This is a genomic window from Chryseobacterium sp. MYb264, assembly GCF_035974275.1.
GTDB lineage: Bacteria > Bacteroidota > Bacteroidia > Flavobacteriales > Weeksellaceae > Chryseobacterium.
In genome coordinates, this window is sequence record NZ_CP142422.1 from 1,496,136 (window position 1) to 1,511,410 (window position 15,275).

At 33.5% G+C, this 15,275-nt stretch carries 17 protein-coding genes; 2 read left to right on the forward strand and 15 right to left on the reverse strand.

Features of this window, described 5'->3' with window-relative positions:
• Position 1: 1 nt before the first annotated feature.
• Entirely contained in the window at positions 2 to 2,845 is a 2,844-nt protein-coding gene (locus VUJ46_RS06365; RefSeq protein ID WP_326984162.1) for a SusC/RagA family TonB-linked outer membrane protein, read from the reverse strand.
• 376 nt (positions 2,846 to 3,221) lie between these two features.
• Between VUJ46_RS06365 and VUJ46_RS06370 the strand changes: the two genes are divergently transcribed.
• Positions 3,222 to 3,899 (forward strand): DUF4197 family protein, encoded by a 678-nt coding sequence (locus VUJ46_RS06370; RefSeq protein WP_326984163.1) that lies wholly within the window; start codon positions 3,222 to 3,224, stop codon positions 3,897 to 3,899.
• Positions 3,900 to 3,939: 40 nt separating this feature from the next.
• Positions 3,940 to 4,245, forward strand: a complete 306-nt coding sequence (locus tag VUJ46_RS06375; RefSeq protein ID WP_326984164.1) for a DUF493 family protein — start codon at positions 3,940 to 3,942, stop codon at positions 4,243 to 4,245.
• 59 nt (positions 4,246 to 4,304) lie between these two features.
• Here VUJ46_RS06375 and VUJ46_RS06380 read toward each other — a convergent pair whose 3' ends face one another.
• The 14 genes from VUJ46_RS06380 to VUJ46_RS06445 all read right to left on the reverse strand — a co-directional run bounded on the left by VUJ46_RS06380 (position 4,305) and on the right by VUJ46_RS06445 (position 15,163).
• Entirely contained in the window at positions 4,305 to 4,655 is a 351-nt protein-coding gene (locus VUJ46_RS06380) for an ArsC/Spx/MgsR family protein (protein WP_326984165.1), read from the reverse strand.
• 38 nt (positions 4,656 to 4,693) lie between these two features.
• Positions 4,694 to 5,308 (reverse strand): deoxynucleoside kinase, encoded by a 615-nt coding sequence (locus VUJ46_RS06385; protein WP_326984166.1) that lies wholly within the window; start codon positions 5,306 to 5,308, stop codon positions 4,694 to 4,696.
• A gap of 39 nt (positions 5,309 to 5,347) precedes the next feature.
• Entirely contained in the window at positions 5,348 to 6,271 is a 924-nt protein-coding gene (locus VUJ46_RS06390) for a hypothetical protein (protein WP_326984167.1), read from the reverse strand.
• Between the two features lie 90 nt (positions 6,272 to 6,361).
• Positions 6,362 to 7,387 (reverse strand): glutaminyl-peptide cyclotransferase, encoded by a 1,026-nt coding sequence (locus VUJ46_RS06395; RefSeq protein WP_326984168.1) that lies wholly within the window; start codon positions 7,385 to 7,387, stop codon positions 6,362 to 6,364.
• 256 nt (positions 7,388 to 7,643) lie between these two features.
• Positions 7,644 to 8,666: a glutaminyl-peptide cyclotransferase gene (locus VUJ46_RS06400; RefSeq protein WP_326984169.1), complete on the reverse strand. Its 1,023-nt coding sequence runs from the start codon at positions 8,664 to 8,666 to the stop codon at positions 7,644 to 7,646.
• Between the two features lie 104 nt (positions 8,667 to 8,770).
• Positions 8,771 to 9,196, reverse strand: a complete 426-nt coding sequence (locus VUJ46_RS06405) for an SRPBCC family protein (RefSeq protein ID WP_326984171.1) — start codon at positions 9,194 to 9,196, stop codon at positions 8,771 to 8,773.
• 41 nt (positions 9,197 to 9,237) lie between these two features.
• On the reverse strand, positions 9,238 to 10,851 hold the full coding sequence (locus tag VUJ46_RS06410; protein ID WP_326984172.1) for a Na+/H+ antiporter: 1,614 nt from the start codon (positions 10,849 to 10,851) through the stop codon (positions 9,238 to 9,240).
• Between the two features lie 38 nt (positions 10,852 to 10,889).
• Complete coding sequence (locus VUJ46_RS06415; RefSeq protein WP_326984173.1) at positions 10,890 to 11,894, reverse strand: bestrophin family protein; 1,005 nt, start codon at positions 11,892 to 11,894, stop codon at positions 10,890 to 10,892.
• A gap of 78 nt (positions 11,895 to 11,972) precedes the next feature.
• Positions 11,973 to 12,647, reverse strand: a complete 675-nt coding sequence (locus VUJ46_RS06420) for a DUF2490 domain-containing protein (protein ID WP_326984174.1) — start codon at positions 12,645 to 12,647, stop codon at positions 11,973 to 11,975.
• A 138-nt stretch (positions 12,648 to 12,785) separates the two neighbouring features.
• Positions 12,786 to 13,178: a DUF1398 domain-containing protein gene (locus VUJ46_RS06425; protein WP_326984175.1), complete on the reverse strand. Its 393-nt coding sequence runs from the start codon at positions 13,176 to 13,178 to the stop codon at positions 12,786 to 12,788.
• Between the two features lie 153 nt (positions 13,179 to 13,331).
• On the reverse strand, positions 13,332 to 13,781 hold the full coding sequence (locus VUJ46_RS06430) for a VOC family protein (RefSeq protein ID WP_326984176.1): 450 nt from the start codon (positions 13,779 to 13,781) through the stop codon (positions 13,332 to 13,334).
• Positions 13,782 to 13,820: 39 nt separating this feature from the next.
• Positions 13,821 to 14,192 (reverse strand): VOC family protein, encoded by a 372-nt coding sequence (locus VUJ46_RS06435; RefSeq protein WP_267402532.1) that lies wholly within the window; start codon positions 14,190 to 14,192, stop codon positions 13,821 to 13,823.
• Between the two features lie 27 nt (positions 14,193 to 14,219).
• A complete protein-coding gene (locus VUJ46_RS06440) occupies positions 14,220 to 14,690 on the reverse strand; it encodes a hypothetical protein (RefSeq protein ID WP_326984177.1) in 471 nt (156 codons plus the stop codon).
• A 17-nt stretch (positions 14,691 to 14,707) separates the two neighbouring features.
• Positions 14,708 to 15,163, reverse strand: coding sequence for a DUF1569 domain-containing protein (locus VUJ46_RS06445; RefSeq protein ID WP_326984178.1), 456 nt, complete (start codon positions 15,161 to 15,163; stop codon positions 14,708 to 14,710).
• Positions 15,164 to 15,275: the final 112 nt, after the last annotated feature.

Consider the following 15,275-nt stretch of genomic DNA (forward strand, 5'->3'; position numbering starts at 1 on the left):
CTTAAAAATTAATGTTTAAACCAAATACGAAACTTCTAAGTGCCGGATAAGAATCTAACTCTACACCTGCAAGTTTATATGGATTTCCTTCATCCTGTGGACTTGAAGAGTTAAATCCGCTAAGTTCAGGATTATATCCAGTATATTTAGTGAAAATAAACGGGTTAATAGCGCTTACATATAGCCTAATGGACTTCACATGATCCATAATATCTTTAAATGTATACCCTACAGAAATATTATTAATTCTAAAATAATCTCCTTTTTCTAAAAAGAATGTTGAAGCAATTGGAAGAGTTGTATATGGTGTTGGATTACTAGCATTAGTATTGGTAGATGTCCAAAAATCATTCGCTACAGAAGCTTCAACATTTTCTCCTGAGATTCGTTGTGCTTTTTTACCATTATATACATTGAAACCAAAAGCACCATAACCACTAAGATTGAAATCAAAACTTTTATAGGCCATTGAAATATTTATACCCAAAGTTGATTTTGGAATATAGGAATCAAAATACTTTCGGTCTCCTGCATCTGCCTTACCTGTTATGCCGTTACCATTAAGATCTTTGTATTTTAAATTTCCATTGGCATCATACCCATCAGTTTCCCATAAATAGAAACTACCTAGAGCATGTCCAACAGTTGTATTATTGAATAATTTTGTCCATTCTCCATTTGCTAAATCACCTCCTGATATTTGTGATATGTTAGAATCATTTACTCTTGTTAATTCATTTTTATTATAAGAATAATTAGCTCCAATAGAGTATGTAAAGTTTTCTCCTACTTTATCTGCCCAATTTAATGAAGCTTCAATACCTTTATTTGTTACAGAACCTACATGAGAAGGAAATTCTATATTCTGCCCAGAAGACAAATAGTTTCTCACCATTAAGATCAAGTTTTTAGTTTCTCTGTTGTACACATCAAAACTACCTGTTAAACGGTTATTAAGAACTCCAAAATCTAAACCTAAAGAAGATTCTTCTGTAATTTCCCATCCTAAATTAGGATCAAGCCCTTTGTTAACGGTTATACCATTACTTACAGCATTACCACCATACGCATAATTATAATCTGTACCAGAAGAAAGCGGCAAGTAACTTAATGGAACATTTTGGTTTCCTAATCTACCCCAACCTCCTCTTAATTTCAATAAATCAAAGAAACCATCTTTTAAGAAAGATTCTTCAGAGACAATCCATCCTGCACCAAATGAAGGAAATGTTCCCCATTTGTTACCTTCAGCAAATTGAGAGGACCCATCACGCCTAACTGTAGCACTTAATAAATAACGATTCATTAATTTATATTGTGCTCTTGCAAAATAGGATGTTGTAGTATTTTTATTAAAATATATTGAATTTAGGGATAATATATTATTAATATAATTCGTATTATTTAGATTCCAATAATCAGAAACAGTCCCTAAATCTTTTCTCTTTACTTCAGTTCTATCAATACCACTTTTAACGGACGACTCTGTACCAATGATTGCATCAATGTTGTGATTTCCAAATGTTCTATTATAATTTAAAACATTTGAAAGCACCCAATTATGATAATCTTCTTTAGTATTAGTTAATGTGTTTCTTGCATTTCCATCAAACTTTGCTACAACTCTTGTAGGATCTGCAGCTAACCAGATTCCTAAATCATCAGAAAAATTATAGGATTTAAAGTTTGAATATTCACCAGAGAACTGTGAGGTAAATTTCAATCCTTTCATGATCTCAACGTCTAGTTTAAGCCCCCCCTGTAGAAGCATATTCTTGCTTTTCTCGTTAAAGAAATCTAACTGGCTTACAGGATTCCCTACGTTATTAAATCTAGATCCAGAGTATGAAATATTACCATTTGAATCAATGATTGGAACACCATACTGCCCTGATGCATAACGTACCGGTACTAATGGTGACTGCTTATACGCATTCGTAAATGCACTTAATGGTTTAGGTGAATTATTAGTAAATGCAATGCTCAAGTTTTGAGACAAAGTGATTTTCTTAGAGATTTTGAACTCATTATTAGTTCTAATAGTGGTTCTATTATAATCCGTTCCTTTTAGAATAGATTGTTCATCATAATTACTTAAACTTAAAAAATACTTCGCACTTTCTGATGAACCGGAAATTGCAATATTATGTTGATTATAAATTCCTGTTCTTGTGATTTCTTTAAACCAATCCGTATTATATGGTTGATTTGTTGCAAAAGGAACTTTAGGTTCTTCTAGGTAACTATTAGCAGTGTTATTATAATTAATAAACTCCTGAGCATTTGCCATTTTCACAGTCTTTAAAGGATTTCTCACCCCTACCAAACCATCATACTCAACCTTTAATTTTCCTCTTCCTGATTTTGTTGCAATAATAATAACTCCATTTGCAGCTCTGTTACCATAAATTGCAAGTGCAGCGGCATCTTTCAGAATATCATAAGAAAGTATATCATTGGAATTAATATTATTAATATTATCCATAAACATTCCATCAACTACATATAATGGTGTTCTACCTCCAGTAACCGTACCAAGACCTCTGATCATAACAGTAGGCGTAGATCCCGGCATATCAGATGCCGTAACCTGTACCCCTGCAGCCTTACCTTGAATAGCCTGTGATGCATTAAGAACTTTTGTTTTAGTAACCTCATCAGCGCTAATAGAGCTAACAGCAGTAGTATTATCTACCTTCTTACGGCTACCATATCCAATCATTACTACCTCTTCGATCTTCTGTTCTTTTGGAACCGTATCTTTTGGCGTAGTTTGTGCATTGACGTTCATACCAAAGTACAAAACAGCAATGAGTGATGAATACTTTAAATCACTTTGTTTCATATAGTTTAATTTTATTCGTACAATCAATTTTTGGAAAGGTTTGATAAACCTCTTTTAATGCCTTAGTGTAAATTCTAATGTATTTCTCAAAAAAAGACATTAGCCAAAATTATAAAAATATCCTTTATATCGTTAATATTTCATAAAAATTTTTAAAATTGACCATAAAAAAAACGAATACTCAACAAAATAATAAATAAAACGCCATTTTAATAATATATAACACATTTTAAAAAAAATAATGCAATCGATTTTCCACCTATGTTTTTAATAATTTTCCCCAAAAAAACGTTCTAAGCATAAAATTTTGTTAAACAGAATATAGTGTTTAAATTTGGTTTGTTATTTGAGAAGATATAAAGTTTAAGAATTATAAATGAAAAAGTATATTATTGCCGCTGCTTTAGTTATTGGAACGGGTGCAGTTATTACAACAAGCGTTCATTCATGCACTACGTTGGCTACTACCGATCTGGGTCTTTCCATTATTAAAAAGTTTTTGCTGAACGGAATTGATAAAGGCGCAAATGTTTACAGTAATAGAGAAGCCTTCTTACAAAACAATATGGTAGATAAGGCGCTTCCCAAGCAGTTGAGAGAAATTAATTCACTATTGGAAAAAGTAGCTCCCTCACTGGTACAGAAAGAGAGAGCCTATATTGCAGACGCAGCCGTTTACACGGTCAATATTTCAAAACCTATTTTGGTAAATGCGGTCAACAGCCTGAATGCGCAGGACGTGACTAGAATTATCAATGGTGAAAAAGGAACTGCGACACTCATCCTGAAAGAGAAGACATCTCAGCAGCTTATAACCGCTATCACTCCTAAAGTGGAAGAACAGCTGAACCAATATGGAATTGTAAAAAGTATTAATACCGCTTTAGCAGGCAGTAATTTTCTAGGAAGTCTTTTAGGAGGAAATACAACAACAGTAAATTCAGGTGGATTAAGCCAATTAGCATCTGAACAATTAGTAAACGGGATATTCAATATCATCGAGGATTACGAAGTTCAGAACTCTAAATCACTTTTAGGACCACTTGGAAAATAGAAAATTTTTCACTATTTTTATATATATTTAAAATTTGTAGATGGATATATTACAAGGAAACCAGCACGCTAGTCCTGAAGATTTTTATCAGTCTTTGAAGGACAAACTGGAAGGTCATCACGATTTTCCAGAAGACTATTTATTTAAATTCATCATTCCGACAGACCAGTCAAAGCTTACGGAAATCTATAAGGTTTTTGACGGTATTAAATTCACGCTGGGAAACCGCGAAAGTAAAAACGGAAAATATACTGCCTGCAATATCAACGCATTTGTTTTAGATGCAGATCAGGTGGTACGTATTTATAAAGAAGTTGCTAAAATAGAAGGAGTCATTCTATTATAAGAAAAACAAAAAAGTCAGCATTCATGCTGGCTTTTCTGTTTATATTTGTAAGCTAAATCTTAATTCTCAATAAAATCTATCACTTTTTCGATAGGTCTCCCGATGATCGCTTCATTTCCTTTAATTAAAATCGGTCTTTGTACCAAAGATGGATTTTCAGATAAAATAGTTAGCCATTCTTCTTCAGAATATTCTTTATCTGCCCACTGTTCTTTATAAAGTTTTTCATTATCCCGAATGATTTCAGAAACATTTTTGTTTAATTTCTTCAAGACCGTTTTTATCTCTAAAACACTCAAAGGCTCTTCCACCATATTAATAACTTCAAAAGCAACTTTATTTTCTTTCAAATATTCCAACACCGCATTGGATTTAGAGCAATTTGAATGATGTAAAACTTTAATGTGCATTTCAAATGATATTTATTAAATTATTCAATACAACTTAATTAAAACAAGCCGTTTAATTCCGCTTCAATTTTATCTAAAATAAATCCAAAATCTTCAGGTTTTTCTACGAAATCCAAATCATCTACTTCAATGATCAAAAGTTTTCCTTCTGTATAATTTGAGATCCATTTTTCATATTTCTGATTTAGCTTAGAAAGATACTCGATGCTGATTGATGCTTCATATTCCCTTCCTCTTTTGTAGATTTTTTTAACCAGATTCGGAACGTCAGACTTTAGATAAATTAAAAGATCCGGTGCAGAAACGAAAGATTTCATCAAATCAAAAACAGAAGAATAATTATTAAAATCCCTGTCTGAAAGTAGTTTCATATCATTTAAATTCTCAGCAAAAATGTGAGCATCTTCATAAATTGTACGATCCTGAATAATATTCTTCCCACTCTCTCTGATCTCTTTTACCTGACGGAATCTGCTTCCCAGAAAGTATACCTGCAAAGCAAAACTCCATTTGCTCATGTCCGCATAAAAATCTTCCAGATAGGGGTTGTGATCTACATCTTCAAACTGTGCATCCCATCCGTAATGTTTAGAAAGCATTGTTGTTAACGTCGTTTTTCCTGCCCCAATATTTCCTGTAACCGCAATATGCATATTTTCCCTTAAATGTTTATGATTAATTAAAAAAATGAATTAAACTCCCAATTTCTGAACCTCGCCGATTTCTTCAAAAAGTTGCAGCATATCAAAAGCATCCGACTTTTCCGAAGATTTGTCTTTCTTCTTTTCTTCTGAACTTTCTATCGATTTTTTAGCAGGTTCTGGTTCGGTTTGCTGTTTAATTTCTTTTCTGTTTTCCAGGCTGTAAAGATAAAGTTTGTTCGCTTTGATTTCAAAATAAGAAAGGGTATTTTTATCCACAATTTGTGCATCAGGATCTTCAAAAACCTTTACCATTTCTTTTTCCGGAACATATTTTAGAATAGAATTATTCGTAATCACCAGAATATTATCGTTTTCACGGCGAAATCTTTTTCCGTTCAACACCTCCGCTTCAAAGATCTTTTCAAACTTCAGACTGAATACCCGAATATGTTTTCTAGTAAGAATATATACTTTATTCTCATATACCAGAAGATCCATCAAATCATCAAAACTTCCTTCAAACGGATAAGAATTAATCGTGGTATCGTTCCTGAAATTATACTGAACCAAACGTTTCATACTATCATCGAGCAACCAGATTTGCTGCAGATCCTCAGCATACGCCATTTTAATAAATCCGAATTTTTGCTTGAAATCTACTTTTTGAATTTCATTAAGATTCTGATCCACAAATTTCATTTCCTGAGCATTTTCGGAGAACATGGGTACGCTTAAAGGATTTTGAACCGTCTGAATTTTAAACGGAACCGTCACCATCAGTTTCCCGATCTGCTTTCCTAAAGAATCATATTTTGTAAAGCTGAAATCTTTGTTTTTATAGATATACAAATTCCCATAATCATCGGCAAGCATATCCTTCGCTTCCTTCAATTTTAAAGAATCTAAAGGAAGGGCTTTCTGCGCAGAAACAGCACAGAATGCAAAAACAAATATTAAATATAAGAATCTCAAATTTTATTTTGGTAAAGATAACTTTCTTAAACGGAACGTCTGCAATTTACAGCCTTTTATTTATACTTAAACGAAGTTTATATTTTAATATTATTTGAATGAAACTTCAAAAATTTTCGCCCAGTTCTTCCCTGTTATCAGCATATTATCACCTTTAAAGGCAATTCCGTTTAAAACATGTTCGCTGTCTCCGCCATCATTTTCGGCCGTCAGTTTTGTAAAGTCGAATTTACCTACTACTTCTCCGTTAGCCGGATTAATTTTCAGAATAATCGGCCTGTGCCATACATTAGAATAAATAAAACCGTTGTGATATTCCAGTTCGTTGATTTTTTCAAACGCTTCGGTATTTCCAGCAACGGCAAGGGTTTTTACCACTTTTGAAGGGTCGTTCACATCAAGAAAAAACAGATTTTTAGAACCGTCTGTTGCAATAAGGTTTTTGCCATCATACGTTAATCCCCAGCCTTCCGCAAGATCATTAGGCAAGGTAAATTCTGAGATTTTTTTCAGTGTAGCTTTATCATAAACGAAACCTTTTCTATTTTGATAGGTCAACTGATAGATTTTATCGCCCACAATTGCACAACCTTCAGAAAAAATATCAGCGGGCTGTTTTTCTGTAATTGTTGGTGTTGTAGAACCTAAAGTATATTTAATTAATTGAGAATTTCCCGATAAGCCATCACTTTCGTAGATATAATTTCCGTCCATCTGAAAGCCTTCAACAAAATTATTCGGGTCGTGAGGATATTCAGCAATGATTTGATAAGCAATATTCTCTTCAGGATTTTTAGCAAAAACATTAATGGTGGCATCCTGATTTAAAGTCTCGCCACTTTTAGTTTTAATGATAAAAGAAACATTATTATCTCCCAAAGAAAAAAACTTCGGATCAACCGTTAAATTGGAAGTTTCTTTGTCTCCAAAACTGATGGTAATGGTTTCTGCATCATCTGTAACCTCCTTTGGAAGTGTAATTTTATCTCCAAAATGATAGCCTTGATCCTGCTTTGAATTATTATAATCCGCCAGCGTATCCATCATTTTTTCTTTATTATTACAAGATGCCAACAAAAAAAACGCGGCCAATCCCAGTACAATATTTCTTTTCATTGAATTTTTTATCATTTTTCAAAAATAGTAATTTTAAACCTATTTAGCCTGAGTTGAAGGGAATAGTTCACGAATAATAGGATGCAACTTTAGTTTAATTTTGAAAAGTTTTTATTTGAAAAAAGTTCTCGATACATTTTTCTTCATTTCACTGCGAAAAACACTCGAACAGACGTAAAAAACTTAATTCTTTATAATGAAAAATAGCGCTCCAAAAAGGAACGCTATTCTATTTTATTTGATGAAAGTTCATTGATTATTTAATCTGAACTTCATATATTTTTGGCCAGTTTTTACCCGTCACCAACATATTTTCACCTTTAAAAGCAATTCCGTTTAAGACATCATCGCTTCCTTTTGTATTCTGCTTCGCAATATCTGTAAAGTCAAATTTCCCAACCACTTCACCGTTTGCAGGATTAATTTTTAAGACAATCGGTTTCTGCCAAACATTAGCATAGATAAATCCGTTGTGAAATTCAAGCTCATTCAGCTGATCGTATGCTTCCGTATTTCCTGCAACAGCAATGTATTTCACCATTTTTGAAGGATCTTTCGGATCTAGGAAATACAACAATTTACTTCCGTCTGAAGCAATAAGATATTTCCCGTCATAGGTTAAACCCCAACCTTCACCAAGAACGTTCGGATAAGGAAATTCAGATAACAATTTCAAAGAAGCTTTATCATAAACATAGCCTTTTTTGCTCTGCCATGTCAACTGATACACTTTATCACCAACAATTGTACTTCCTTCAGAAAAATCCTCAGGAGCTTGTTTTGTTGCAACTAAAGGCGTTGTAGTTCCTAAAGTATATTTTAAAATTTGTGAAGAACCGTTTTGTCCGTCACTTTCATAAATCGTATTTCCCTCTACCTGAAATCCCTGAACGAAGTTTTTTACATCGTGAGGATATTCAGCAATGATTTGATAGGCGATATTTTTCTCCGGGTTTTTTGCAAAAACGTTAATTGTTGCATCCTGAGTTAAAGTTTCTCCACCTTTAGTTTTAATATTAAAAGTTACGGCATTATCTCCTAACGTATAAAATTTCGGATCGATAGTAAGACTTGTTGTTTCTTTATCTCCGAAGCTGATGGTAATGGTTTCCGCTTTATCTGTGATGTCTTTCGGAAGATCAAGCTTGTCTCCAAAATGATATCCTGTACTTTCTTTAGAATTATTGAAATCTGCTAATGTATCAAGAATTTTTTTGTCATTATTACATGAAGCCAACATCAAAACCGCCGCAAAACCTGCTATTATATTTTTTTTCATTGAAATCTAAATATTTTTCCCAAAAGTAGCAAATTTTATTCCGCTTTACGAATTTTGGGCTTAGGGTTTACCAAATTGTAATAGAACCGTTTAATTTAAATAAACTATTGTTCCAAATGCGGTTTCAGACTTCTTCCGATAATTCCGTCCCAGCCTTCAGCAAAAGATTCTCTTGAAAAATTTTCGCCTAATTCTTTTAACTGATCAATTTCATCATGAATTAATGTAATTACCGTTTCGTCAACTTGTTTGTTCAGTTCCCAGGTTACACTCGTTGTTCCTTTTGAAAGTTCAGGGAAAGCCCATGAATATTTCAGTTTTTTATTCGGAATAATCTGTAAAATTTCACATTGATGATGATATTTTTTCTCATCGCCCGGTTCATAAAAATTGAATATTTTCCCAACTTCCAATTCAAAATCGGGAATATTAAAATACCATGATTTCATTTCATTTTTATCTGTGATCGCGTTCCATACTTTATCGATGGGTGCTTTTATTTTATATTGAACAATGATCGGGATGCTCATATTCTACTTTCTATTTAATTCTAAATGATACTCTTTTCCTGTTAACTATGTGCAAATCCTGTAATTTTAGCTTCATCAAAATCCAGTTGCATTTCAATGGTTCTCATCACATGATCATCAAAAATCTTTTCACGTTTCATACGATGAAGTTCATTTCTCTGCGCCTGAATAATCTGTCTCATCACATCTTTATTTTCACTCATTGCCGTTACATAATCGCCTGTGGAAGCCATACATTGCGCCTTATCTACCATCATCATCATTTCGTTTTCCAGCTTATGTTTTTGATGCTGAACAAGACTGTTGGTTTGTGCAAGATCTGAAAAATCATTTTCCAGTTTATGTAAAGCCGTTTCTTTTAATTTTCTCATTAAAATAACTTCCTGTTTTTCTTCAGGCAACTCACTTCCGGCATCATTTATTTTTAAAAATTTCAAAATCGGTGTCAATAATAAACCTTGTCCTACCAATGTAATTAAAATAATCACAAATGTTACAAATAAGATAATGTTTCGGTGAGGAAATGCTTCGCCATTAGGTAAAAATGCCGGAATCGACAATGCCGCTGCCAAAGAAACAACACCCCTCATCGCCGCAAAACTAATGATAAAAGGCTCTCGCCAATCCGGTTTCGGAACTTTTAATCTTAATTCTTTTGAACACAATCGTGGAAAATACATCAGCGCATAACTGTATAAAATTCTGGTTCCAATAATGGCTCCACCAATTACAATGCTGTAGAAAATTCCTTCTGAAATTGTGTAATCTTTCATAGCAGCTACCACAACGGGTAATTCTAAGCCAATTAAGATGAAAATAATAGTATTCATCAGGAAAATTAAAACACTCCAAACATTTCCGGACTGAATTCTCGAAGTATGACTTAAATAACAATGTGAATTATAAGACATCAACAAACCTCCTGCAACCACCGCCAACACTCCAGAAAAATGAAAATGTTCGGCTCCGACATACATGATGTAAGGAACAATTAATGTAATAATAGTATCGATATTAGAATTTGACGGAATAATTTTAAGCAAAGAACCAAAAAGTAATCCTGCGCCCGCTCCTACAGCAATTCCGCCAACAGCCATGGTGAAAAAATCTTTTACAGCTTCTCCAAAAATGAACTGACCGGAAATAACGGCTGCTAAGGCAAATTTAAAGACAATTAAACTCGATGCATCGTTGATTAAACTTTCGCCTTCCAGAATACTTGTAATTTTCTTCGGAATTTTCATGTGCTTCAAAACCGAAGTTGCGGCCACCGCATCCGGCGGAGAATTTACGCCTCCCAATAAAAATCCCATCGCCACGGTAAGCCCCGGAATAATGGATGACGACAAATAAGCAACGACAATGGAGGTTAAAAATACCAATCCGAAAGCCATTGAAAAAATCTGCTTTCTCCATTTGTGAAAGTCTTGCCACGAGGTAAACCATGCCGCTTCAAACAAAATTGGAGGAAGAAAAATAAGGAAAACCAAATCGGGCTCTATTTCTATATGTGGCATTCCCGGGACAAGACTTATCAATAATCCTGCAATAACGAGGAAAATAGGATAAGCAACTTTCAGTTTTTGCCCGATCATTACCAATATCATCACAGACAACAATACCGCGATTGATATAATGACGTATGTGTGAATCATTTTATATATGTTTATTTAGTTAAATTTTTTTATCTTTTTTAAAGAACAATATTATTTTTTGCTGTAATTGGCGCCGGAAGATTTTCTTCATCCAACATATCACGCATATCGATTTCTATTGTTCGGCTGATCTGTGTAATCGGAACGTCGTTCGGACTTCCTTCAAAAGGATTTACAGAAGCCTCTCCTACACTATCCAATGTATGAAAACACCATGTTACCAATAACGAAAACGGAATATTGAACCATAAAGTCAGCCCTTCAAGAATAGTTCCGTCACCTAATTTGTCAAATTCTTTTAATAAACCAAAAGGCACAAAAAGAATGAATAAAAGCAACAGATAAGTTGTAATAGAAGAAAAATTTCTTGGATAAGGAAAGTTTTTAATTCGTTCTGCTTTCCCTTGATTATCGGTAAACTTTATCAATTGCTGATTGATTTGCGTCCACTGAAAATCGTTGATTTCTCCATTTGCATACGCTTCCGACAATTCTTTACTTTGACTTGCCATCAGCTGTGTCGCTCTGTTTTTCTTGTTTAAAATATATTGAAGTTCCGTTTCTGAAAGGTAATTTTTCAGTTCATCATCCAACTTCGACAATCGTTCGGGAATATCATACTTTCTGGCATATTCATCAAACTGTGCCGTATCCATATTTTCCCAGGTTCTCGTCTCACGAAGCTGAAAACGAAGCGCCGTTAACCATGCATAATGACGTAGAAACATCTCTTTTACTTTACCTGAATTTTTAGATGAAAGAGAATCTCGCAAAATATATCCGAAACTTCGGCTGTCATTAATAATCGCTCCATAAATCTGCCTGGCTTCCCAAAGTCGGCTGTAGCTCGCATTATTTTTAAAACCTACGATGAAAGCAACCGCCGTTCCCATGATTGCAATCGGTTGCCATGGAAATGAAAGGAAGGTACATCCTAAAAAATACAAAATAGTAGGAATTGATGATAAAACCGTGAGCCAAAGAATACTTCTCTTTGTCCAGACTGCAAATTCGCGGGCTCCAAACCTTTTTCCTGAGTGCATAGTGTTTCGTTTTTAATAGTTTATTGTTATTATTTTTTAAGGGTTTTTAGCACTCAGCAAATTTATTTCATCAACCCCCTAGTTTTTAGTAAACGAAATATTGTTATAAAAACCAATCTGAACCTGTCCTCGGTTTCTGTTCTCCTGAATCTGGTTCATATATCCCGCTTCCACTCTCATATTTTTATTGATTACATATCCCAACGCTCCATACACCCTGTTTCTGTCGAAAGTCGGACTGTTCAAATGAAGGAAAATTTCATTATAAACAGAACCATAAAATGTTTTCGGAAGCATTTCTTTATTATTAAGCGGAATATTAAGTCCTAAAAGATAACGAAACCTCATCCTGAAATCATCCTGTAAAAAACGTTCTTCCAAACGGTAACGATGCTGAAGATTGAATCTTCCGAACTTTTGTTTTGTAATATATTGCTGAAAAATTCTGTGTTCTATATTTTCAGTTTTTTCACCGTTTATATAAGGTTGACTTAAAATAAAACCATAACCCAACAAAATATTGTTATTATTTTCCGTTAAATCATATCCAATTCCGGTACGAATCAGGAGTTGCTCCAAATCTCCTCCCATATCAAAATTTCTATACTGGATCTCGTTATGAAAATTTAATTTTTTACTGATTTTATTATTTCCAAAATACATATACCAAGCTCCCAGATCATTTTTTTGCGCATACGAGAATGTTGCTGCCAATGAAAAAATGCTTAAAGCCAACGTTTTTAAAATCTTCATCTTCTTAAATTTTACCTTTATGTTTATTATTAAAATCTATCAAATTTAAAAATTCAATATTAATTATCAATAATAAGCAAAATTTAATTGTTGTGAAAATTTTTCTTTTTCAAATAAAAGTTCCTGATCAACGGTTTGTTATGAAGGAACTTGCTCCATCAACACATCATTTCCTGAGTTGTCAAAATACGTACAGGTAAGATGAGTCAGATCCATTTTCCAGCCTTTAATTCCGGTTTCTGCACAGTCTTTACAAAAAGTAGGATAATCTGTACCGCCTTGCTGGTGAAGTTTTAGCCTCGATTTAAATTCATCCAAATTCAAATCTTCAGCGATATCCATTGTTTCATATTTTGCTCCTGTGGAAACAGATTGATTTTCTGCATCAAAATATTCTGCATTACCGTCACTCACATAAGTCACATAATTTGCAACTCCCAAATCTTTTATTGCTTTAATATAATTTGGAAAATCGGCACCGCTTTTTACTTTTTGGTGCTCTGCTTTAATTTCATCAATGGTGAATTTCATTTGTTTATTTTTTTAATGATGAGTTTTATTTCAATCACAAAATTTTCAATTCAAATTTAAAAATTTTTGGAATGCAAATGTATTATAAAATAAAAACTGACGGAATGTTCCGCCAGTTAGTTTTTTCGATATTTCGTATTCAAAATATTAATCTTATGGATGTTGCTGCATTTTCGCAGGATCGTCATAATTTACCATCCAGTTGATCTCGAATTTATCGGTAAACATTCCGAAGTAAGCACCCCAGAAAGTATCTGCTAAAGACATTGTTATCTGTCCGTCAGCAGAAAGCCCATTGAACAGTTTTTCTGCTTCTTCCTTCGATTCTGCATTGATGGAAATGGAGAAGTTATTTCCAGTTTTGAACTGAGAAGCATAGTCGCATCCCGCATCGCTTCCCATTAAAATTGTTTCTTTAGAAATAGGAAGAGAAACGTGCATGATCTTGTCTTTATCTTCTTCTTTCGCTTCCTGACCTTCCATTGGAGGCATTTCACCAAAAGTTCCGATGTAAGGATATTCTCCTCCGAAAACAGATTTGTAGAAATCAAAAGCTTCTCTACAATTTCCGTTGAATGTTAAATAAACGTTTACTGACGCCATAATGTGTTCTTTTTTAAAGTTGAGTTTAATTTGTAAATATTATCTATGCTGATCTATTAAAATCATATTACCATCCGGATCTTTCAGGTAAATATGTTCAGGCCCCTCAGTTGATTCGTCTGCTTCTTTTTCGATCTCAATTCCATTTTCCTTCAGATGTTTCTGAATAGCGCGAACATCATCAAAAGATTCAAGATTCTGAGCATTTTGGTCCCATCCGGGGTTGAAAGTAAGCATATTTCCATCAAACATTGCCTGAAAAAGACCGATAATATGATCTCCATTTTTCAGGATCAGATAATTCTGGTCGATATTTCCCGCCATCTGACTGAAACCTAATTTTTCATAAAAATCCTTCGATTTCTGCAGGTCTTTTACACTTAAACTAATTGAAAATGCTCCTAATTTCATATAGATTTTTGTTATGTATCAACTTAATTACTGATTGTTCAAACTCGTTTTGAAGTTCAGGGTTCCGTCATAGCTTTTCCAGTCGCCTGTAAGTTCAATAGTCTGTCCGTCTACTTTTTCTGTGGTTTTATTCCACTTAAACTTATAGACAAATTTTCCTTTGAAAAGCCCTGAATGCTTTCCTTTATTTTCTTCAGCAAATTCATATTCACCAAATACAATTCCTTTTTTCTTGGCGTCTCTGTATTTTGTGATCGTTAGTTTTCCTTCCAGTTTTGCATAAGTTTTATCGACAAGTGAATATCCTGAAACAAAATATTCCTGATCGTTCTTTTTATTCTGTTCAGAAATATTGATCTTCAGTTTGAGTTGCTGCTTATCATTACCAATTGTTCCGATATAAGGCTTGCTGTTATTCAGCCATACATTCGAAATATCAGGCATTTGCGCCATTGCAAAATTGGAGACTAAAATGAGGAATAATAAAAGTTTTTTCATGTGTTCTGATTTATTTTTTAAACTCCGAATTGAGATAAATGGTGATTTAAATGTTTAGCAAACATATTGTTCCATTCGATAGAATTTAGTTTTCCGAAAGAAAAAGATTCTTTTCCGTCAAAAGCTGAAGCTCCTAACTGTTGAGTTTTTTGGATAAAACCAATCAGTCTTTTCTTTTCATCATCAAAATTCTTTCTTCCCTGAACCAAAAACTGAGGCGATGTAGGAGAATCTCTCGGATACGCTTTTTCACCTACCACTTTAGGTTTTACGAATCTCTTAAGGATAAACTTTGCAATTGCTCCCGGTTTTTTATGTTTTTCCGGTTCGTATACCATTTCATACGTGATGCAACAGTGCGCCAACATTTGATCTACCGTCATTTTACCCCATAATCCGTGGGTATCTTCCACCAGTTTATTTATTCTATCTATATAATTCTGAGCATCTTTCGCATCAAATACATTTTCCATAGCTTATTTTATTTGTCAAAGCAAATATATCAGTTTTTTTGTATCATTTTTCAACTCATAAAAAAAATAGTAAAAACACTGAAATACAATAACATTTATGAAATATATGTTA